Source organism: Clostridium formicaceticum, from assembly GCF_001854185.1.
In the GTDB taxonomy this organism is placed as follows: Bacteria; Bacillota; Clostridia; order Peptostreptococcales; family Natronincolaceae; genus Andreesenella; species Andreesenella formicacetica.
In genome coordinates this window covers 4,306,709-4,328,396 of sequence record NZ_CP017603.1, presented here as the reverse complement: position 1 = coordinate 4,328,396, position 21,688 = coordinate 4,306,709, and the positions used below count along the sequence as shown (strand labels likewise).

General features: G+C 34.7%; 17 protein-coding genes. 15 read left to right on the top strand and 2 right to left on the bottom strand.

Features of this window, described 5'->3' with window-relative positions; genetic code table 11:
* The first annotated feature begins 225 nt into the window (after positions 1-225).
* Entirely contained in the window at positions 226-384 is a 159-nt protein-coding gene (locus tag BJL90_RS22480) for a hypothetical protein (RefSeq protein ID WP_169824248.1), read from the top strand.
* A 111-nt stretch (positions 385-495) separates the two neighbouring features.
* Here BJL90_RS22480 and BJL90_RS20175 read toward each other — a convergent pair whose 3' ends face one another.
* A complete protein-coding gene (locus tag BJL90_RS20175; RefSeq protein ID WP_070972480.1) occupies positions 496-2,085 on the bottom strand; it encodes an ABC-F family ATP-binding cassette domain-containing protein in 1,590 nt (529 codons plus the stop codon).
* 438 nt (positions 2,086-2,523) lie between these two features.
* On the opposite strand from BJL90_RS20175, the gene BJL90_RS20170 reads away from it, so the two are divergent.
* A complete protein-coding gene (locus BJL90_RS20170) occupies positions 2,524-4,710 on the top strand; it encodes a DNA topoisomerase III (protein WP_070972479.1) in 2,187 nt (728 codons plus the stop codon).
* 13 nt (positions 4,711-4,723) lie between these two features.
* The gene (locus BJL90_RS20165) at positions 4,724-5,584 is read left to right on the top strand and encodes a tRNA 2-thiocytidine biosynthesis TtcA family protein (protein ID WP_070972477.1); all 861 of its coding nucleotides are present in this window, start codon (positions 4,724-4,726) and stop codon (positions 5,582-5,584) included.
* A 129-nt stretch (positions 5,585-5,713) separates the two neighbouring features.
* On the opposite strand, the gene BJL90_RS20160 is transcribed toward BJL90_RS20165, so the two are convergent.
* Positions 5,714-6,673, bottom strand: coding sequence for a M15 family metallopeptidase (locus BJL90_RS20160; RefSeq protein ID WP_070972475.1), 960 nt, complete (start codon positions 6,671-6,673; stop codon positions 5,714-5,716).
* Positions 6,674-7,038: 365 nt separating this feature from the next.
* On the opposite strand from BJL90_RS20160, the gene cysK reads away from it, so the two are divergent.
* The 12 genes from cysK to BJL90_RS20100 all read left to right on the top strand — a co-directional run bounded on the left by cysK (position 7,039) and on the right by BJL90_RS20100 (position 21,684).
* Entirely contained in the window at positions 7,039-7,983 is a 945-nt protein-coding gene (gene cysK, locus BJL90_RS20155; protein WP_070972473.1) for a cysteine synthase A, read from the top strand.
* 411 nt (positions 7,984-8,394) lie between these two features.
* Complete coding sequence (locus BJL90_RS20150) at positions 8,395-9,402, top strand: C4-dicarboxylate TRAP transporter substrate-binding protein (protein WP_070972471.1); 1,008 nt, start codon at positions 8,395-8,397, stop codon at positions 9,400-9,402.
* 33 nt (positions 9,403-9,435) lie between these two features.
* The gene (locus BJL90_RS20145) at positions 9,436-9,933 is read left to right on the top strand and encodes a TRAP transporter small permease (RefSeq protein WP_081562131.1); all 498 of its coding nucleotides are present in this window, start codon (positions 9,436-9,438) and stop codon (positions 9,931-9,933) included.
* 18 nt (positions 9,934-9,951) lie between these two features.
* Positions 9,952-11,247, top strand: coding sequence for a TRAP transporter large permease (locus BJL90_RS20140; protein ID WP_070972469.1), 1,296 nt, complete (start codon positions 9,952-9,954; stop codon positions 11,245-11,247).
* A gap of 269 nt (positions 11,248-11,516) precedes the next feature.
* Complete coding sequence (locus tag BJL90_RS20135) at positions 11,517-12,254, top strand: GntR family transcriptional regulator (protein ID WP_070972467.1); 738 nt, start codon at positions 11,517-11,519, stop codon at positions 12,252-12,254.
* Positions 12,255-12,490: 236 nt separating this feature from the next.
* The gene (gene uxaC / locus BJL90_RS20130; RefSeq protein ID WP_070972465.1) at positions 12,491-13,891 is read left to right on the top strand and encodes a glucuronate isomerase; all 1,401 of its coding nucleotides are present in this window, start codon (positions 12,491-12,493) and stop codon (positions 13,889-13,891) included.
* A 90-nt stretch (positions 13,892-13,981) separates the two neighbouring features.
* Entirely contained in the window at positions 13,982-15,052 is a 1,071-nt protein-coding gene (gene uxuA, locus BJL90_RS20125) for a mannonate dehydratase (protein WP_070972464.1), read from the top strand.
* A 55-nt stretch (positions 15,053-15,107) separates the two neighbouring features.
* Positions 15,108-16,721, top strand: a complete 1,614-nt coding sequence (locus BJL90_RS20120; protein WP_070972462.1) for a mannitol dehydrogenase family protein — start codon at positions 15,108-15,110, stop codon at positions 16,719-16,721.
* A 355-nt stretch (positions 16,722-17,076) separates the two neighbouring features.
* Positions 17,077-17,862, top strand: coding sequence for an ABC transporter ATP-binding protein (locus tag BJL90_RS20115; protein ID WP_070972460.1), 786 nt, complete (start codon positions 17,077-17,079; stop codon positions 17,860-17,862).
* 3 nt (positions 17,863-17,865) lie between these two features.
* Positions 17,866-19,509 (top strand): hypothetical protein, encoded by a 1,644-nt coding sequence (locus BJL90_RS20110; protein WP_070972458.1) that lies wholly within the window; start codon positions 17,866-17,868, stop codon positions 19,507-19,509.
* 134 nt (positions 19,510-19,643) lie between these two features.
* Entirely contained in the window at positions 19,644-21,005 is a 1,362-nt protein-coding gene (locus BJL90_RS20105; protein ID WP_070972456.1) for an MATE family efflux transporter, read from the top strand.
* Positions 21,006-21,279: 274 nt separating this feature from the next.
* Positions 21,280-21,684: a DUF2089 domain-containing protein gene (locus BJL90_RS20100; protein ID WP_070972454.1), complete on the top strand. Its 405-nt coding sequence runs from the start codon at positions 21,280-21,282 to the stop codon at positions 21,682-21,684.
* Positions 21,685-21,688: the final 4 nt, after the last annotated feature.

The following is a 21,688-nucleotide window of genomic DNA, read 5'->3' as shown; positions in this document are numbered from 1 at the left end:
AAAAACCATACTAGAAAAATTAGTATGGTTTTTAACTTGTTAACTTGAGTTGTTAAAATTATTTTTCAGTGACAAAGTCCTTTTTTTCATTTATAATGATAGAAAGAGAATTTGATAAAAATTATCAATTACAATTAGTTCTTACCAATAAATGATACAACCCTTAACTATATAATCATTAAGACTTTCGTAGACATATGACATTTTTGAGTAAGGAGGATAAAAATGGGAGACAAAAAAAAGCTATGTAAACTTAAAAAGAAAGAGTTAAAGGAGAATTTAAAGGAGTATAAAAAAATAGTAAAAGATGCTACCCATGTATGTAGTAAATGTGGTCGAACCTGTAATGATAAGAAACGTCTTTGTAGTTCAGAAGCGCTGTAACTATAGAAAATCTCATACATAGCAAAAATAGTGACGAATGCTAAAAGCATTCGTCACTATTTTTTATCATAATATTGTTTTCATCTGTTGAAGCGGTATATTGCACACTACCTACAGGTTTTTAGTCTCTAAATATTCATCATAGGTCATTGTTTTATCAATTACACCTGAATCTGTAATTTCAATAATTCTATTAGCTATGGTTTGGATAAATTCATGGTCATGGGATGTAAAGAGAATATTACTCTTATAATCCTTGAGACCATTATTTAGAGCGGTAATAGATTCAAGATCTAAATGGTTTGTAGGCTGATCTAAGACTAAGACATTGGCGTTACTTAACATCATCTTAGAAAGCATACAGCGCACCTTTTCTCCTCCAGAAAGTACATTGGCTTGTTTTAAAGCCTCTTCTCCTGAAAAAAGCATTCTACCTAAGAAACCGCGAAGATAGCTTTCAGATTTCTCCTCAGAGAATTGACGTAACCAATCTACTAAGTTAAGGTCAACATCGTTAAAAAACTGGGAGTTGTCCTTAGGAAAATAAGCATTGGTGATGGTAACACCCCACTTATATTCTCCACTATCTGCCTCCATTTCCCCCATCAATATTTTGAATAGGGTGGTATTAACAATTTCACTTTCTCCTACAAATGCGATTTTGTCCCCTTTGGCAACTCTAAAACTGACGTTGTTCAGTACTTTCTTTCCATCAATGGTTTTTGTTAGATTTTCTACAGTCAGAATTTCATTACCTACTTCCCTTGAAGGTGTAAAACCTACATAAGGATATCTTCTAGTAGAGGGTTGGATATCATCAAGAGATATTTTGTCTAATAATTTTTTACGAGAAGTAGCTTGCTTTGACTTAGAAGCATTGGCGCTGAAACGTGCAATAAATTCCTGAAGTTCTTTAATCTTCTCTTCCTTCTTTTTATTTTGATCCTTCATCATTTGAAGGGCTAGTTGGCTGGATTCATACCAAAAGTCATAATTACCCATGTATAACTTAATTTGACCAAAGTCTACATCGGTAATATGTGTGCATACATAGTTTAAGAAGTGTCTATCATGGGACACAACAATTACTGTTCCTTCAAATTGAATTAAAAATTCCTGCAACCAGTTAATGGACTTAATATCCAGGTGGTTGGTAGGCTCATCTAAAATTAGAATTCCAGGCTTTCCAAACAAAGCTTGTGCCAAGAGCACTTTTACTTTTTCGGCACCTGAAAGTTCACTCATTTTTTTATCATGAAGGTCTGTTTTGATACCAAGACCTTGAAGAAGAGAAGAAGCTTCTGATTCAGCTTCCCATCCATTCAATTCTGCAAATTCCCCCTCTAACTCAGAAGCTTTTATACCATCTTCGTCAGTAAAGTCTACCTTTGCATAGATAGCATCCTTTTCCCTCATAATTTCATAAAGTCTTGCATTACCCATGATAACCGTTTCTAGTACTTGGTTGGCATCATACTGATAATGATCCTGTTTTAAAACCGACATACGTATACCAAAGGGAATACTGATCTCTCCAGTGTTGGGTTCAACTTCTCCTGATAAAATCTTTAAGAAAGTACTTTTTCCTGCGCCATTGGCACCTATAACACCATAGCAATTACCAGGGGTGAATTTTATATTTACATCTTCAAAAAGTTTTTGATCTCCATAGCGTAAACTGACATTTGTTACAGTAATCACGTTATTACCTTCCTCTTCTTAAAATTTGACAATCTGTGCGTATTATATCATATATTGATGAAAATTACATCTAAAAATAGCAAAGATTTAGGAAAAGTAATAGATTCCTTAAGAATACTTCATAGGATTTGTGTTTTGTGTTAATATTAGATAGATAAAGCAGGATTTGTTATAATATAGCGTATACTGCTTAGGCAAAATTTTAAAGGTAAATTTTATCCTTTGGTGTATTACTAAGACCTACGCTTCTAGATGAACAAACTAAGTGACTAACACTAAATCAAAGATTTGGATTATCTACTTATGTAAATGGGAGATTAAGTACTACATCCTCGAAGTAAATTCGACTTGTGCAATTCTTAACACTACATTCAGTTATTGCACAACTTAAGCCAGCATATTATCATAAAACGTAGTTATTTTGAAGGGATTGTTGTTATGAAAAAAATAGCAGTACTCGCTGAAAAACCTTCCGTAGGAAGGGATTTAGCTAGAGTTTTAAATTGTCACAAAAAAGGAAATGGTTTTATAGAAGGAGAAAAATATATTGTTACTTGGGCCTTAGGGCATTTGGTGACATTAGCAGATCCAGAAGTCTATGACCAAAAGTATAAGTCATGGAAAATCGAAGATTTACCTATGCTACCCCCACATTTAAAGCTTATTATCATCAAGCAAAGTGCTAAACAATTCCATATTGTAAAACAGCAGCTTAGCAGAAAGGATGTTGATGAAATTGTTATAGCCACTGATGCAGGCAGAGAGGGGGAGCTTGTAGCTAGGTGGATTATCGAAAAAGCCCATGTAAAAAAGCCGGTAAAACGTCTTTGGATCTCTTCTGTTACTGATAAGGCGATTAAAGAGGGTTTTAGCAAATTAAAAAGTGGAAAAGATTATGAAAATCTCTATACTTCAGCGGTTGCAAGGGCTGAGGCGGATTGGTTGGTAGGTATCAATGCTACACGAGCTTTAACCTGTAGATATAATGCACAGCTTTCCTGCGGCAGGGTTCAAACACCAACCCTGGCTATGATTGCAAAGCGAGAAGAAGAAATTCAAAACTTTAAGTCTAAGAGTTTTTATGGTATCACAGCTGTGGCAGATAAGCTAAAGTTAACATGGCAGGATGCTCAGACAAAGGATATGAGAAGCTTTGACAAAAATAAGTGTGATAAAATTCTTATGGCAGTGGAGAAAAAAGATGCAAAAGTTGTAGAAGTAAATAAAACCTACAAAAAAAGCTTCTCTCCACAATTATATGATTTGACAGAATTACAGAGGGATGCCAATAAAATTTTTGGCTATTCAGCAAAAGAAACTCTTTCTATCATGCAAAAACTGTATGAAGGTCATAAGCTATTGACCTACCCCAGGACAGATTCTAGGTATATTTCTTCGGATATTGTAGATACACTGAAGGATCGGGTAAAGGCATGTGGTGTTGGGCCCTATACATTCATAGCTGCAAAGATACTGAAAACTTCAATAAAAGGGAATAAATCTTTTGTAGATAATAACAAGGTTTCAGATCATCATGCCATCATACCAACAGAGGAGCCAGCTTATTTGGGTATGTTGAGTGACAAGGAAAGAAAAATTTATGATCTAGTTGTTAAGCGTTTTTTTGCAGTATTATATCCTCTCTTTGAGTATGAGCAAACAACGATAAAAGCTAAAATAGGAGAAGAAAACTTTATTGCTAAAGGGAAGATTGTTATTGCAGAGGGATGGAAAGCAGTTTATCAAAATAAATTTGAAGATGAAGATACACAGGAGGATATTTCAGATCAATTATTGCCTAGCTTGAAGCAGGGAGATACTTTGAAGATAGCCAATGTTTTTCAAACGAAAGGGGAAACTAAGCCTCCTGCCCCCTTTAATGAAGGAAGTCTTCTTTCCGCCATGGAAAATCCAGCAAAATACATGATAAATGAAAGCAAAGATTTAATTAAAACGATAGGAGAAACCGGTGGTATTGGGACAGTAGCCACAAGGGCAGATATTATTGAAAAGCTGTTTAATACCTTCTTAATCGAAAAGCGAGGAAAAGATATCTTCATCACCTCCAAAGGAAAGCAATTGCTGCAACTGGTTCCCGAAGATTTAAAATCTCCTGCTTTAACTGCTGAATGGGAACAAAAGCTAGCAGCTATTTCTAAAGGCAGCCTTAAAAAGGAGAGCTTTATTGGTGAAATGAGAGATTATACAAAAACAGTTGTAAGGGAAATAAAAAATAGTGAAGATGTATTTAAGCACGATAATCTTACAAGAACCAAGTGTCCAGAGTGTGGAAAATACATGCTGGAGGTCAATGGGAAAAAAGGCAAAATGCTGATATGCCAAGATCGGGAGTGTGGTCACAGAAAGGCTGTTGCGAAAATTACCAATGCTAGATGCCCAAATTGTCGTAAAAAACTTGAATTAAGAGGTGAGGGTGAGGGTCAGATATTTGTTTGCAGCTGTGGCCACAGAGAAAAACTTTCTGCCTTCAATGAAAGAAAGAAAAGTGCAGGTGACAAGGTTTCTAAGAAAGAAGTGTCTAGATATTTAAAAGAGCAAAAAAAGCAAGCTGAGGAACCAATCAATACCGCTTTAGCGGATGCTCTTTCTAAGCTTAAGTTTTAAAAGAGGTGATAAAATGAGTGATATTGCAGGCAAAGGCTGTGAGCAGCTGATTCCCTTCAGTGATAGAAAATCTCTTCAAGAAATAGAGCGGAGTATTATTACAACATATAGAAAAGACATATGGAGCAAATTTATTAAAGCCATCAAAGAATTTCAGTTGATAGAAGATGGGGATAAAATTGCTGTAGCAATTTCTGGTGGTAAGGATAGTCTTTTGATGGCAAAGTTATTTCAAGAACTAAAACGTCATGGCAGGGATAATTTTCAGTTGGAGTTTGTTGCGATGGACCCTGGATACCATGATAGCATCAAACAGCTACTAGTGGATAACTGTCAGCATCTAGATATTCCCGTTCATATCTTTGATTCAGGGATTTTTAGAATTGTAGATAATGTAGCAAAGGATTATCCCTGTTATATGTGTGCAAAAATGAGACGGGGGGCATTGTATAGGAAGGCACAAGAGCTAGGTTGCAACAAGCTGGCCCTTGGGCATCATTTTAATGATGTGATTGAAACTACAATGTTAAATCTACTATATACAGGGAACTTTAGTACTATGCTGCCAAAATTAAAATCTTCGAATTTTGAAGGATTAGAGCTGATTCGACCTTTATACCATATAGAAGAGGAGGCTATTATTGATTTTACAGATCATAGCGGTATTTGGCCCCTAAACTGTGCCTGTATGGTAGCGGCAAAAAAAATAGGGACAAAACGTTATGAGGTGAAGGCCCTAATTAAAGAACTAAAAACTAAATTTGAAAGCGTAGATAAGTCTATATTTAGAGCAGCACAAAATGTCAATATGGAAGCAATCCTAGGCTGGCAGAAAGATGGAAAAAATTACTCCTACTTGGAGGAGTATGATTAGAATAAGAGGTATTTATCTTACTATATAATAGTATATTTCGTCTAAAAGTTAATCTTATAATAAACCCCTACAAATACATTTCTAGGGGTTTATCTTGATTTCCCGATGTTTCAGCTTGTTGGAAGGAATTCACTGCGGACTTGCAGCGGGAAACTGCTGAAGTCTTTCTTCTATTAACCATATTGTGTTTGATACCCGCAGATCTTCTACTGGAAGGTTTTCATACCAGAGATCCTTTTTTTCGTTGTTAAAATATAGTGCCTTTATGATTATTTCTGGTCGATATTCAAAATGAAGAATATCAAATTGGCCCCATTTTCCTCCCCATATAAAAAAGTTCTTTTCCATTACTTCTACGATAGCTTCAGGGTAAGTCTTTAGACGTTTTTCTCCTGCTGCTCTTGTTGTCCACTGCCAGTAGTCATTTTTGTTGCTGGCTAAATCGATAGATATACCAAAGGCATGGGGACTTAATCGGTTGGTTTTGGCTATGTGCCTAAAATTATAAGTTCCTCCTATAGGATACATATATCCCCAAAGGGCAGGGTGATCTTGGGCTAAGTGATTTAATTCTGTTATAGCACTTTTAAGAAAGTTTGCTGCCGAGTTATTGTGATTAAAACGGTGATGTCCGCCGTTGATTGTTATCCCTGTAAGATTTTTTTCTATTTCTGACTGATGACTTCCATATACCTCCTTTAGCAGGGGATAAACTCTTAATCTGCCAGGATTATAATTCTGTGGCATAAGTCTATCGATGGGACCAAGAAAATATACTTCTTCCATCATATCCTGTAAATCTGGGTTTTCCAGTTTTTCCGACTGACTTTTTTCTTTTTTATCATCATATAATAGTTTTTGGCCTGACTTTAATACTAGATAGACTTGATCGTTGTTTACTATTTCTATATCTATAATATATTTTGGATAGGCCATCATTAGTGAAAAAAGGTCTTTTCTTAATGTTTGAGCATATTCTTTGCTAGAATAAATAGATCCTATTTCTGTTGTTTTCTTAAAATCACTTATTGCTTTTAAAGAAAAAGTTCCTATTAAGATCAGTAAGAATAGAACTATGTATTTTTTCATTGCCCACCTTCCTTTTAAGATTTTATTAATTCTTTCATTACAGCAATCATCTCCTTATAATAATACTATTCATTTTTCAGGAATTTTTTCGCATAAAAAGAGATATCTCCGCAATAAATATATTTTTAGCTGTATTCTTCGTCATTTGTTCATTGTTTGTCAATGGAATGACTAAATTTTTTCTTGAGTAATGCCATAGCAATAACGAATTGCTTCAGCAAAAAACAGTAAGTTTTTTATGGAAAATTACACATAAAAAATAAATTATTTGGAAACTTATTGACATTGATACATGAAATGTAGTATTATTTATTATAATCATATAGGAATACTCGGAAATAAAAAACTATGGGAGGTCTTTTATTATGGCAAGGATAGCAAAAAACTTAACTGATTTAATAGGAAATACCCCTTTATTGGAGTTGACAGCTTATAATGAGACAAAAAATTTAGAAGGCAAATTAATAGCTAAGCTAGAATACTTTAATCCAGGAGGAAGTGTAAAGGATAGAGTTGGTTATGCTATGATTAAGGATGCTGAAGATAAAGGATTACTTAATAAAGATTCTATTATTATCGAACCTACCAGCGGAAATACAGGAATTGCTTTAGCCTTTGTAGCAGCAGCGAAGGGATATAAATTAATTCTTACCATGCCGGACACAATGAGTATAGAAAGAAGAAATTTACTCAAGGCTCTAGGAGCAGAACTTATACTAACACCAGGAGCTGAAGGTATGAAGGGAGCCATTAAAAAAGCAGAAGAATTAGCGGCTGCTACTGCTAATTCCTTTATACCACAGCAGTTTAACAATCCAGCGAATCCTGACTTTCATAGAAAGACTACTGCTGAAGAAATCTGGAGAGATACGGATGGTAAAGTAGATATATTTGTTGGAGGTGTAGGTACAGGAGGCACAATCACTGGTGTTGGTGAGGTATTGAAACAAAAGAACTCAGATATAAAAATCATTGCTGTTGAACCTACTGATTCCCCGGTACTATCAGGAGGACAGCCAGGGCCCCATAAAATTCAAGGAATTGGAGCAGGGTTTGTTCCAAGTATTTTAAATACTGAGATCATTGACGAAGTTTATCAAGTTAAGAACCAAGAAGCCTTTGAAGCTACTAGAGATCTTGCTAAGATAGAGGGCTTGTTAGTAGGTATATCTTCAGGGGCAGCGGTTTATGCAGCAACTGAAATTGCTAAACGACCAGAAAATAAAGGTAAGAATATCGTAGTATTGTTACCTGATACAGGAGAAAGATATTTATCTACTCCACTTTTTGAAGAAGTTGAAAACAATTAGTAAATTCCTTGCAATTTGCTGAAATATCCATAATTGCATATTACCCCCTTAATTTAGATAGCCAACGAAAATTTTCATTTGTAAATTTTTCGTTGGCTATTTATATAAGGTAAGAAAACCTTACTTGTGCCGACATTGATAGATATGTAATGATAAATTTTAATAGGCTAAGTGTAATATCTGTAAGTCTTAGCACTATACCGAAGGATAAAAACTTAGAAGATAGATAGGATCTCCTATAAGGAATCAGTATAAAAAAGCCAAATTTAACTTGGTGAAAATACAGGATGCTTATAGGAGATTTTGTTATAGCTGAGAAAAGAGATATACTTCAGTTAAAATACTATTGACACTAATATATTAGTATAGTAATATATTAGTGTCAGCAAATAAATATAGGGAGTGTTGAAAATGAGAAAAAAATTGTTAATGGTAGTATCATTAGTACTAGTTTTAACGATGCTTTCAGCATGTGGAACTGGTGGTTCACAGACAGGAGAAGGTGGAAATAATAGCGGGACCTATACTTTAAAAATAGGTATGGTTGTTACTGAGCAGGACCCAATGTACTTAGGAGCTATGGAATTTAAGAAAAATGTTGAAGAACGTACAGAAGGTAGATTAGAAGTTGAAGTATATCCGAGTTCACAGCTTGGTGATACAAAGGATATTATGGAACAAGCTAAAGTAGGTGCAAACGTTGCTGCTATTTCTGATGCAGCGCTAATGTCTGAAATTGTGCCGGAAATTGGTGTACTTGCTGCACCTTATGTTGTTGATAACTATGAGGAAGCGGAGATACTTGTTACTTCGGATTTATTTAAAGGCTGGTATGAAAACGTATCTACTAGTGGATATAGAGTTCTTTCTTTCAACTGGTACCAAGGTGCTAGACACTTTATGACCAATAAACTTGTAGAGAAACCGGAGGATTTAAGAGGATTAAGAGTTAGAACGCCTGGATCACCAATTTTCATAGATTCTATTAATGCTATGGGAGCAAATGCTACTTCTCTTGCATGGGGTGAAGTTTATCCAGGTTTACAACAGAAAGTTATAGATGGATTTGAAGCACAATACCCAGCAATTATTGGAGCAAGACTTTATGAGGCCTCTAAATATATTGCTAAAACTGGACATTTCCAATTAATGTCCCCCTTAGTGGTAGGAAATGCATTCTTCGAATCTTTGCCTGAAGATATTCAAGAAATTTTATTAGAAGAAGCTGAAAAAGCAGGGAAATATGCTTCAGAGCAAACATTAAGTGGGCTTGTACAAAATGAAGAGGAAATGAAATCTCAAGGTGTAAGGATTACAGAGGTAGATATAACACCATTTAAGGAAGCAAGTAAATCAGTATACGAAAAAAATAACCTTGTGGAAGCTAAGGCTCAGGTTGATGCATTATTAGGAAAATAATTTTACAGTAGGTTTTTTAGAAGGAGTGATATAGTGAAAGCAGTTTTAAATGCTATTAAAAAAATTGAAACGTTTATAGGAGTAATGTTTATTATTCTTATCGTCCTTCTAGTATTTACAGCAGCTGTTGTTCGATGGGTTGGTTTTCCCATCGCATGGTCAATAGATGTAGCACAGCTATTATTTGGTTGGGTTGTGTTTTTAGGGGCAGATATTGCCCTTAAAAACGACAGCCATATCGGGGTCGATATGATTATAAATAAGTTTCCTTTCAAAGTGAGAAAAACAGTTAAAATTATTAATTATATTTGTATTCAAGTTTTTCTGCTAATCATTGTTTATTATGGTGTAAGTCTCTCTATAGAAAACTATCAAAGACTTTTTAACACATTAAAACTTAGTTACTCCTATGCAACAATAAGTGTTCCAGTGGGATCTGCCTTAATGTTTATTACGATGTGTGAAAAGTTAAAAAGAGTAATTACTGAAGAAGAGGATCATGTGTCATTACCTGATAAATCGGCGTGGTAAGAAAGGAGATTATCATTCATGTTAATATTGGGAGTACTTTTTATTGTTTTTCTATTTAGCGGAATGCCACTTGCTTTCACAATTGGTATATCAAGCCTAGCATTCTTTTTTGTTCAATCTAATCTTCCTTTGGCCATAGCAGTGCAAAGATTGATTTCAGCGACACAATCATTTCCACTTTTGGCAGTACCATTCTTTGTTATGGCGGGAAATTTGATGAATGCAGCAGGAATAACAGAAAGACTAGTTAAGTTTTCAATTACTTTGACAGGACATATGACTGGAGGTCTTGCTCAGGTTTCAGTTATATTATCTACATTAATGGGAGGGGTTTCAGGTTCAGCTGTTGCCGATGCTGCTATGGAATCTAGGTTGCTTGGCCCTGATATGACAAAGCAGGGTTATCCAAAGGGATATAGTGCAGCTGTAATTGGACTAACTTCTCTAATTACTGCAACGATTCCCCCCAGTGTAGGTTTGATTTTATATGGTTTTACTGGTGAAGTATCCATCGGTAGATTATTTGTTGCAGGTATTGTGCCTGGGATTATGATGTGTACTATTTTGATGGGTACTGTATATTTTACGATGAAATCAAAAGAGAAAAAAGGAATATGTGTTATTCCAAAAATGGAAAAGGCTACGGGTAAAGAAATATTAAAATCCTTTATTGAAAGCTTTTGGGCATTATTGTTTCCTGTAATTATGATTGTAACCATAAGATTCGGTATTTTTACACCATCAGAAGCAGGTGCTTTTGCAGTAGTTTATGCATTTATTGTTGGTACTTTTATTTATCGGGAACTTAGCTTTAAAGGCGCTATTGAAGTGTTATGCCAAACAATTAATGATAATGGTATGATCATGCTTATCATTGCATGCTCCGGAATCTTTGGTTATGTTATTGTCTATAATCAATTACCTCAAACGATGGCACAATTTGTTACTGGAATTACAACGCAGCCTCATTTATTACTATTTATCATCCTTACATTCTTGTTTGTATCAGGTATGTTTATGGAGGCCACAGTAAATACTTTACTATTAACACCGATTTTTCTTCCAATTGTTAGGAGTGTAGGTATTGATCCGGTTCACTTTGGGATACTGATGATGACCATAATAACTATGGGAGGAATGACACCACCGGTAGGGGTTACCATGTATACAACGTGTCAGCTTATAGGTTGTCCAACGGAAGACTATGTAAAGGAATCCATTCCTTTTGTTGCAGTGATCGTTGTACAAGTAGCGATTTTAGCACTCTTCCCACAACTCGTGCTATGGTTGCCAAACTTACTGTTTCCAGTATAAATATTGATAGGAACTACCTATTAATTTTAAGATTGACTTACAAAAATGAATTCAATATGGTAAAATGATAATGATTTAACACAAAATGGTATAATGATTTTCTATCCTGTTTGATACTAGTTTTGAATAGGGAAAATGGATGGATAATACAAAAAATAAATAATACCTATCACTATACCTTCGTTTTATATACTAAGTTCATACTCAAGCACACGAACGAAGGTAGTGTTTTTTCAGTAAACTATTAATAATTTTATGGAGGGGGTTGTATGAACATTAATGAAATAACTTTATCTAAACATTCATCTTTTAATATAGGAGATAGTGTATATTACACTCTTCGTAAAAACATTGTAGCTTTAAATTTAAAGCCTGGAGAGGCATTGAGTATAAAGGATATCTCCGATAGATGGAATGTAAGTAGATCCCCTGTAAGAGATGCGCTAATCAAATTAGAAAAAGAGGGACTTGTTGATATTATCCCGCAAAAAGGAACCATTGTTTCTAAAATTGACCTAAAACGAGTTGCAGAAGAAAGGTTTTTACGTCAAAGTCTTGAAGAAAGTGCTGTAAGGGAGTTTATTAAAACTTACAAAGAAAGCGATATAGCCATATTAAGGCACTATATTGAAATGCAAGTGCAGAGTCTTAAGGATAATGACTATGCATCCTTTTTAACATTTGATGATAATTTTCATAGTGTGTTTTTTAAAAGCATTGATAAAAACATGTGTTGGGAGATCATTGAAAGTATGTCTGGACACTATAAAAGGATACGTCTTATGTCACTATGGGATGAAAAAATACTTTCTGATGTAGTTTTACAGCATCAAGAGGTTTTAGAAAACATATGTAATAGTAATTTTGAAGGGGCTGTAGAGATTTTAAGAAAACATCTTACTAAAATTTCAACAGAAGAGATGGAACTTATTAAGAAATACCCTGACTTTTTTAAGGAACAAGATCACCATAACTTAGCAGCCAAAAGTTTTTATGGTAGCATATAAATGTACGCTTTTAAAGTTAAATTTTAATATACACGGTCTACGGTTTCGCTCCAAAATCAAGGGCTGCAAATGTAGCCCTTAGTATATTAAAATTTAGGGGCGTACATCTATAGAAGATTTTATTTAAATGATTAAGTCTCAAAGTTACTAGGTCAAATAATTTTAAAAATAATATTCTATAAATGCTGAAAACCTCCAAGATAATCAAGGCAGCAAGAGAAAGGTGGTTTCAAATTATGACAAGATTTATGAAGGAAGATTTTCTTTTAGAAAGCAAATCAGCAAGCATATTGTTTCATACATTTGCTAAGAGTGTACCAATATTTGATTATCATTGTCATCTAGATCCAAAAGAAATTTATGAAGATAAGCATTTTGAAGATTTAGCAGAATTATGGCTTGGAGGAGATCACTACAAATGGCGTCTAATGCGGGCCAATGGGACAGCAGAAAGATTTATCACAGGAGAAGCTAGTGGTTATGAAAAGTTTAGATCGTTTGCTTCCTGTATGCCTTATGCAATGGGTAATCCACTTTACCATTGGTCTCACTTAGAACTGCAAAGATATTTTGACATAGAGGAAACACTCAGTGAAAAGACCGCTAAAGCTATATGGAATAAGGCAAATGCTAGGATTAAACAACCGGACTTTTCTGCCCGCCAACTAATAAAGGATTCCAATGTATATGCTCTCTGTACTACGGACGATCCAGTTGATAGTCTTGAATATCATCTAAAGCTTAAAAATGATACTAGCTTTAAAACAAAAGTCTTACCTGCAATGCGACCAGATAAAGTTTTAGATATAACAGATGAAGGATTTAGAGACTATATTAGGTTATTAGCTAGTGCTGCTAATATGACAATTTCAAACTTTGAGGAGCTTTGCGGAGCATTGAAACAGCGGATTGATTTCTTTGATGAGGTAGGGTGCAGGGCAAGTGATCATGGATTTACCCATCTTCCTTATGAAACTTATACAAAGGATGAAATAGAGACAATCTTTAAAAAAGCGATGGAAGGCGATATACCTACACAAAAAGAAGCGAATCAATATAAAACAGCGCTTATGGTCTTCTTAGGAAGTGAGTACAAAAAGAAGAACTGGGCTATGGAGTTACACATCGGTGTCCTACGTAATAACAGTACGAAGCGCTTATCGCAGATAGGTATTAATGCAGGGTTTGACTCTATTCATGACGCTAATATTGCGTTGAATCTTTCAAGGTTTTTAGATCATCTTGAAAAACAAGGGGACTTACCTAAGACGGTATTATTTACCATGAATCCAAAAGATAACTGGGTTATAGCCAGTATGGCAGGTAATTTTCAATCGGATGAAGCAATAAGTAAAATGCAGTTTGGAACTGCTTGGTGGATGCAGGATCATAGAGATGGGATGCAGGAACATATGAAGTGCTTCGCTAATTCAGGTTTGTTAGGTAGGTTTATTGGTATGCTTACTGATTCTAGAAGTTTTGTTTCTTATACGAGACATGAATATTTTAGACGTATATTGTGTAATCTCATGGGTGCTTGGATAGAAAACGGAGAATATGCAGATGATTTAGAAGAAGCTGGAAGAATTATAGAAGATATTTGCTTAAATAACGCAAGAAGATACTTTGAAGTTTAAAAGGATAGGATAAAAGATAAATTTATAGATGAGACAGAACCATACTAATATATTAGTATGACTAGAAGTATGAAGATAGGAGATGGGAATATGAAAATGACGCTAAGGTGGTTTGGAAACAAGTATGACACTGTAACACTAGAACAGATTAGACAGATTCCTGGTTGTGTAGGTGTTATTACAACCCTTTATGATACTAAACCTGGAGAAGTATGGCGTAGAGAAGCAATTAGGGCAATGAAGGAAGAGGTAGAGGCAGCGGGCTTAGAAGTGAGTGGTATTGAGAGCGTAAATATTCATGATGATATAAAAATTGGTCTTCCAACAAGAGATAAGTACATTGCAAACTATATCGAAACCCTTGAAAATTTAGGTAAGGAGGGCATAGAGCTAGTATGCTATAATTTTATGCCTGTGTTTGACTGGACAAGATCTGATCTTGCCAAGAAAAGGCCTGATGGCTCTACAGTCCTTTCTTATGATCAGGAGCTTATTGACAAAATTGATCCTACTAAGATGTTTGAAGAGATGGATTCCAACGCTAATGGTTTTCCATTACCAGGTTGGGAACCAGAAAGACTAGCAAGAATTAAGGAATTATTTGAGATGTACAAAGGCGTAGATGAAGAGAAATTATTTGAAAACCTTGTGTATTTCCTAAAGGCAATCATGCCAACTTGTCAGAAATACGGGGTTAAAATGGCTATTCATATGGATGATCCTGCGTGGTCTGTATTTGGTTTACCAAGAATAATAAACAATAAAAAAAATATTCAAAGAATGCTGGATGCAGTGCCTATGGTAAACAATGGATTAACCTTATGCACAGGGTCCCTTGGGTCTGACCCTAATAATGATATTCCAGATATGATCAGAAGTTTTAAAGGAAGAATTCATTTTGGTCATGTCAGAAATCTTATTCATCTTGGACCTGGCAAGTTTGATGAGGCAGCCCATCTTTCCTCTGATGGCTCATTGGATATGTATGAAATCATGAAGGCTTTTTATGACATCGGTATGGAGGGACCTATCAGACCTGACCATGGAAGAATGGTTTGGGGAGAGAAGGCTATGCCGGGTTATGGCTTATATGACAGGGCTTTAGGGGCAACCTATTTAAATGGTATATGGGAAGCTATTGATAAAACAGCTAGAAAATAAGCAGATTTAATAACACCACTTAAAAAATAAAAATAGCAGAAAGCGGGTGGATGAAATGAAACTAAACTTAGATGCTCTAAAGGATATTGCGGCTTGGGAAGCTGCCGGTTTTAAGCTTCCTAAATTTAATCTAGAGGAAGTAAAAGCAAATACTAAGGCGAATCCTAACTGGATTCATTTTGGGGCAGGAAATATTTTTAGAGCGCTTACAGCAAATGCTCAGCAAAATATTTTAAATCAAGGAAAAAGTAACAAAGGAATTATTGTAGCAGAGGGATTTGACTACGAAATTATAGAAAAAATGTATAGACCTCATGATAATTTAACGGTGCTTGTTACCTTAAAGGCCAATGGAAGTATTGAAAAGACTGTTATTGCCAGTATTGTAGAATCCTTGGTTGTAGATACAGAAAATGAAGAAAATTGGAAGAGATTAAAAGATATTTTTATAAACCCAAGTCTACAAATGGCAAGCTTTACGATTACTGAAAAGGGATATAGCTTAAGGGATGCTAAGGGTGAATATTTGCCGGCCGTTGCAGAGGATTTTAAGAAGGGATCTCAAGCTCCAGTAAGCTATATTGGCAAGTTATCTTCTCTTGTTTATGAAAGATATATCAATGGTAAGCGACCTCTTGCTTTAGTAAGTATGGATAACTGTTCTCATAATGGCACGAGACTTCATGATGCGGTAAAGGCTTTTGCTGAAAAATGGGAAGAAAGGGGTCTAGTAGATGAAGGTTTTGTAGCTTATATCAATGCTCCTAAATTTATAGCTTTTCCTTGGTCCATGATCGATAAAATCACCCCAAGGCCTGATCCAAGCGTAAAAGAAATGCTTAAAAAGGACGGCTTTGAAGATGTAGAGGATGTAATTACATCAAAAAATACTTATGTAGCTTCCTTCGTAAATGCAGAGGAACCAGAGTATTTAATCATAGAAGATTTATTCCCAAATGGAAGACCAAACCTTGAAGAGGGCGGTATCATTTTCACTGATAGAGAAACCGTTGATAAAGTAGAAAAAATGAAGGTTTGTACCTGTCTTAATCCCCTTCATACAGCCCTTGCTGTATATGGTTGCCTGTTGGGTTATACTTTGATTTCCAAGGAAATGAAAGATCCTGAATTGAAGATGCTTGTAGAGAAAATAGGCTATGTAGAAGGTTTACCTGTAGTTGTAAACCCAGGAATTATCAACCCCAAGAAGTTTATCGATGAAGTACTGGAAGTGAGAATTCCTAATCCTTTTATGCCGGATACACCACAAAGAATTGCAACGGATACTTCTCAAAAGTTAGGGATTCGTTTTGGAGAAACGATAAAGGCATATATACAAAGAGAAGATCTAAGGGTTACAGATTTAAAGCTTATCCCCCTTGTTTTAGCTGGATGGTGTAGATATCTAATGGGTATTGATGATAATGGAAACAAAATGGAACTAAGCCCTGACCCTCTCCTTCAGGAGCTAACACCTTATGTTGCATCTATTACTCTGGGAGATAAAGGACCCTTCCATGAAGCTTTAAAGCCAATTTTATCTAATCCCGCAATCTTTGGGATAAACCTTTATGAAGCCGGTTTAGGAGAAGTGGTAGAGAACTATTTTGAAGAATTAGTAACATCCGAAGGAGCAGTTAGAGAAACATTAAAAAAATATGTGTACTAAATAACTTTTTCACCCTAAAAATACTTCAAGTCACCATAAACCTTGCTACAATCGAGGGATTACTGGTGGATATAGCAACATAAAAATAAGACTCCTACACCATATGTAGGAGTCTTATTTTATGGCTTCAATGAGTTATAAATGTAGTTTTTAGTATACTAAAATTTTGAGATGGATACCTATACAAGAAAGTCTATTGAAAAGAAATATTTCTTCAATTACTTGTGAAACCTAATAAATATACTTATATTACTATTACCGAGTTTGAAGCGTATAGTGGATATGTTATAATACTGAATAATAAAGGAAAAAATTAAAAGTTTTGTGAGAAAAAAGTGTAATTAGGAGGGTTCTGATGGAAAGACAGCCTATTATAGATATAAAGAATTTAAGGAAAAGCTATGAAGGCAAGGAGGTGCTGAAGGGCATTGATCTACAGGTATACGAGGGGCAAATTATAGGTTATATTGGTCCTAATGGTGCTGGAAAAAGCACAACGGTTAAAATTCTACTGGGGATTGTGGAAGGATATGAAGGAGAAATAAAAATATTTGGAAAAGATATTTCTGAGGACCCTATACAATATAAGAAAAAAATCGGTTACATACCAGAAACAGCAGAAATATATGATAGTCTAACAGCTTATGAATACCTTGCTTTTATTGGAGAAGTATATGGTATGGAATTAAAGATAGTAAATGAAAGAGCAAAAAAACTAATGGAGATTTTTGGAATACAAGAGGTATATCATTCTCGTATTGCATCTTTTTCAAAGGGGATGAAGCAGAAGGTTCTTATTATAGCTAGCCTTATACATGATCCTGATATTTTATTTTTAGATGAACCCCTCAGTGGCTTAGACGCCAATAGTGTCATAATTTTTAAAGAAATTTTAGCAGCGTTGGCATTACAAGGAAAGACGATTTTTTATTCTTCGCATATTATGGAGATTGTAGAGAAAATCAGCAGCAGAATTATATTGTTGAATGATGGTAGAATTGTGGCTGACGGTAGCTTTGAGGAATTAAAGAAGCAAAGTGTAGAAGGCTCTCTTGAGGAAATATTTAATCAGCTTACGGGTTTTCATCAGCACAAGGAAATTGCTAAGGCATTTGTAGATGTGCTGCAGGAGGGGAGGTAAGGGATGGAGGAATTTAAATTTCTACGATTTTTAGATCAACTAAGGTTTTTTTATGAAAAGCTAGGAATCGATTATGCTATGATGAGAAAGATATTACAAGTAAAGCTAACCATAGATAAAAGGCGAAAACCTACAATAATGGTAAAAGATACTGCTAAAGAAAATGAAAATATGTTTAGAAAATCTCTTTTCATGTATGGGCTGATGGGACTCATCATTATGATGTTTATTTTTCCTGATTTCTCCTTATTTGTGAAGATGAATACTATTTATGCAATGTTGGTTTTTATGGTGATGATGATTATGATCTCTGATTATTCATCTTTATTGTTGGATATAAAGGAAAAAAATATTTTACTTTCGAAACCAATAGATTCTAACACAATAAATGCCGCTAAGATCACACATATCTTAACCCACTTACTTACAATCACTATGGTGATTGCTGCACCTACCCTTGTGGCAGGTTCGATAAAGTATGGGTTAGTTTTTGGAGGGATTTTTCTTTTTCAGCTATGCATCATTCCTGGCCTTATTATACTATTTACCTCATTGTTATATTTTTTAATTTTATCTTTTTTTGATGGAGAAAGGCTGAAGGATATCATCAACTATTTTCAAATTATTCTGGCTGTATTTATGATTGTAATTTATCAATTGATAGGGAATATTTTTCAAGTGTTTCAATATAATATAGTTTTTATCCCTAGATGGTGGAGCTATTTTATCCCCTCCACCTGGTTTGCAGCTCCCTTCAGTCTGTTTTTAGAAGAGCAGTATCAAGTCTACTATATACACTTTACTTTCATAGGAATTATCATGCCTGTAGTAATATTGATACTGTATTTCAGAAGGGTTGCTCCCTATTTTGAAAAGAAATTGCAAAAACTGAATGTCAATGGTAGCAGAAGAAATGAAAGTATAGAAAAAAAGAAAGAACTACATCAAAAAATAACTTCTTTGTTTTGTTGGCATCCTATAGAAAGGACTTTTTTTCGATTCACTCAAAATATGATTTCTAACGAAAGAAGTTTAAAGCTAAAGTTATATCCCAACTTAGCTTTTGCAGCGATTCTCCCTTTGTTGTTTGTTGTTAGAAGCTTTGCTCACTTAACATCCTTTAGGGAAATTGCTGATGCGCTTTCAGGAGGCAGACATTACTTAGCCATCTACTTTACAATAACACTACTTGCCACCAGTATACCTATGTTAAGCACTAGTGAGGGCTATCGGGCTGCATGGATTTATAAAACATTGCCTATAGAAAACCCTTCTGTGATTTACAAGGGAGCTTTAAAAGGTTTTGTAGTGAAACTGATGTTACCAATATACCTATTGATTAGCTTCATTTTTCTTTTCTTTTATGGTTTTGACATTCTTATAGATCTTATTTTGATATTTTTAAACATGATTTTATCCATCGTTTTGATTTTTTGCTTATTTGATAAAAAGCTACCCTTCAGTCAGGACTTTGAACATGTAAAGCATAACAGCATAATGACCATGTTTATTGCAGGAGGTTTCAGTGGTATAGCTGCCTATATACATAATTTGATGATTTCTAGAGGAATTAGCTTAATGCCTTATATAATCCTTGTTTTGATAGCCATTGCTTTTTTATGGAAAAGGAAGTTGAAATTCAGCTAAAATAGAGATGTCAGACTATATGGCAGCATGTTTTGCGTTGTATAGTATTCTTGAAAAAATGGTTAATAGTGCCATGCTTTGTGTTAAAGATGATGTACAAGGTCAAAATCAATTATAGAAAGGGGAGAAATAGGATGGAAAGAAATCATAGACTTGGGAATGAAAAGATGACAAAATTGCTGATGAATCTATCCTTACCAGCTACGGTAGCAATGCTTGTGAATGCATTTTATAATATTGTAGATACAATTTTTATAGGAAGAGGCATCGGCTATCTTGCCATAGGAGGGTTAACAATTGCATTTCCTATCCAGATGATGATCATGGCTATCGCCCAGATGATAGGAATCGGAGCAGCTTCTGTTGTCTCAAGGAGTTTAGGGTCTGGAAACAAAGATAGAGCTAACCATGTAGTAGGAAATTCTTTTTTGTCTGTTGGTATCCTAGGGATACTTATATGTGTTTCAGGCTTAATTGCTATAGAGCCTTTGTTAAGAATTTTTGGTGCTACGGACATATTACTACCCTACTCAAAAGAATATCTACAAGTTATTTTAATCGGGAGTATCTACTTCCCCTTTGCAGTTTGTGGTAACAATCTCATTCGAGCAGAAGGAAATGCGAAAACTGCTATGTTTTCGATGTTGATTGGAGCTATTGCAAACATTATTTTAGATTATCTATTTATTTTTCCGTTAAATATGGGAATTGCTGGAGCCGCCTTAGCTACCATCCTGTCTCAGTTGCTTTCAGTAATATATGTATTGGTTTATATTCTAGGAAAACAAACTACATTTAAGATAAAACTTTATCACCTAAAACCAGATAAAAAAATCCTCTATGAAATTGTTACAGTTGGTTTTGCTTCCTTTGCTAGACAGGTAGCAGGTAGCATTATGGCAATAATATTGAATCACTCTCTTGCTTTATATGGTGGAGAGTTGGCGATATCTGTATATGGTGTTATTCAGCGTATCATTATGTTTTTGTTTATGCCAATGTTTGGAATTGTACAAGGCATGCAACCCATTGTAGGATATAATTATGGCGCAAATAAAATAAATAGAGTAAAGGAAGTGGTAAAATTATCTATCATTGCAACAACCCTATTTGCATCTGTCAGCACCTTATTTGGAGAACTTTTCCCCAACTTTATTATAGGAATGTTTGATAATGATCCAAATTTAATTAAGAATGGCGTTTTTGCGCTGAAGATTGTTATTGCGATGGTACCTATTATTGGCATACAGATTGTTGGGGCAGCTTTATTTCAGTCTCTTGGTAAAGCCATACCTTCACTACTGCTAACGCTTTCCAGACAGGTGCTTTTCTTTATTCCTCTTCTTCTTGTTCTACCAAGAATTTATGGACTTGGACTATTAGGAATCTGGATCACATTTCCTTTAGCGGACTTCCTATCTACAATATTTACAGTAGTACTGATGAGGAAGGAAATGAAGCTAATAGAAAAGCAAGGTAGCGAGGCAACCTCTTGATAAACAATGCTATAGCTTAATAAAATATGCTTCTTTAGCGGCTTAAAAAGCACTTTATTCCAGCAAAAAAATTTTAGTAATGTTTTTATATAAAAAATTTTGCAGTTTCATCATTTTTATGAAATTTTCATTTAATTTATTAATAAAATCAATTTAAATATTAATATTTTTAACATAGTAATTAAAAATATTAATATTAATGTTGACAAAATTGAAGATTAAGCATATTATCTAAATATAAAGATAAGTTTACAGCATAAGTGAGGTGATAAAGATGAAGTATAAAGCTCCAAGTCAATGTCCGATCTGCCGCGATGAGCTAAGTATTACTAAAATGAGTTGTTCTACGTGTAAAACCAGCTTAGAGGGGGATTTTACAGGCTGTAAATTTTGTAAACTTCCAGGAGAACAGCTTGAATTTATTGAGGTTTTTATAAAATGCAGAGGAAATATCAAGGACGTAGAAAAGGAACTGGGAATTTCGTATCCTACAGTGCGAAATAGACTTGAGACAGTCATACAGGCTTTAGGATATAGCGTTGAGAAAATAGAGGATCGGACTGATGATAGACTTTCACAAAATATGGCTGAAAAAAGACAGCTTATACTTACTGCATTGGAAAATGGTGAACTAACTTCAGAGGAAGCGGTACAACAGCTTCGAAAACTAGGCAAGTAAAATA

Excerpts from the sequence above, each read along its gene's own strand:
- BJL90_RS22480 (WP_169824248.1), top strand. The coding sequence starts at position 226 with ATGGGAGACAAAAAAAAGCTATGTAAACTTAAAAAGAAAGAGTTAAAG.
- BJL90_RS20170 (WP_070972479.1), top strand. The coding sequence starts at position 2,524 with ATGAAAAAAATAGCAGTACTCGCTGAAAAACCTTCCGTAGGAAGGGAT.
- BJL90_RS20165 (WP_070972477.1), top strand. The coding sequence starts at position 4,724 with ATGAGTGATATTGCAGGCAAAGGCTGTGAGCAGCTGATTCCCTTCAGT.
- BJL90_RS20160 (WP_070972475.1), bottom strand. The coding sequence starts at position 6,673 with ATGAAAAAATACATAGTTCTATTCTTACTGATCTTAATAGGAACTTTT.
- cysK (WP_070972473.1), top strand. The coding sequence starts at position 7,039 with ATGGCAAGGATAGCAAAAAACTTAACTGATTTAATAGGAAATACCCCT.
- BJL90_RS20150 (WP_070972471.1), top strand. The coding sequence starts at position 8,395 with ATGAGAAAAAAATTGTTAATGGTAGTATCATTAGTACTAGTTTTAACG.
- BJL90_RS20140 (WP_070972469.1), top strand. The coding sequence starts at position 9,952 with ATGTTAATATTGGGAGTACTTTTTATTGTTTTTCTATTTAGCGGAATG.
- BJL90_RS20135 (WP_070972467.1), top strand. The coding sequence starts at position 11,517 with ATGAACATTAATGAAATAACTTTATCTAAACATTCATCTTTTAATATA.
- uxaC (WP_070972465.1), top strand. The coding sequence starts at position 12,491 with ATGACAAGATTTATGAAGGAAGATTTTCTTTTAGAAAGCAAATCAGCA.
- uxuA (WP_070972464.1), top strand. The coding sequence starts at position 13,982 with ATGAAAATGACGCTAAGGTGGTTTGGAAACAAGTATGACACTGTAACA.
- BJL90_RS20120 (WP_070972462.1), top strand. The coding sequence starts at position 15,108 with ATGAAACTAAACTTAGATGCTCTAAAGGATATTGCGGCTTGGGAAGCT.
- BJL90_RS20115 (WP_070972460.1), top strand. The coding sequence starts at position 17,077 with ATGGAAAGACAGCCTATTATAGATATAAAGAATTTAAGGAAAAGCTAT.
- BJL90_RS20110 (WP_070972458.1), top strand. The coding sequence starts at position 17,866 with ATGGAGGAATTTAAATTTCTACGATTTTTAGATCAACTAAGGTTTTTT.
- BJL90_RS20105 (WP_070972456.1), top strand. The coding sequence starts at position 19,644 with ATGGAAAGAAATCATAGACTTGGGAATGAAAAGATGACAAAATTGCTG.
- BJL90_RS20100 (WP_070972454.1), top strand. The coding sequence starts at position 21,280 with ATGAAGTATAAAGCTCCAAGTCAATGTCCGATCTGCCGCGATGAGCTA.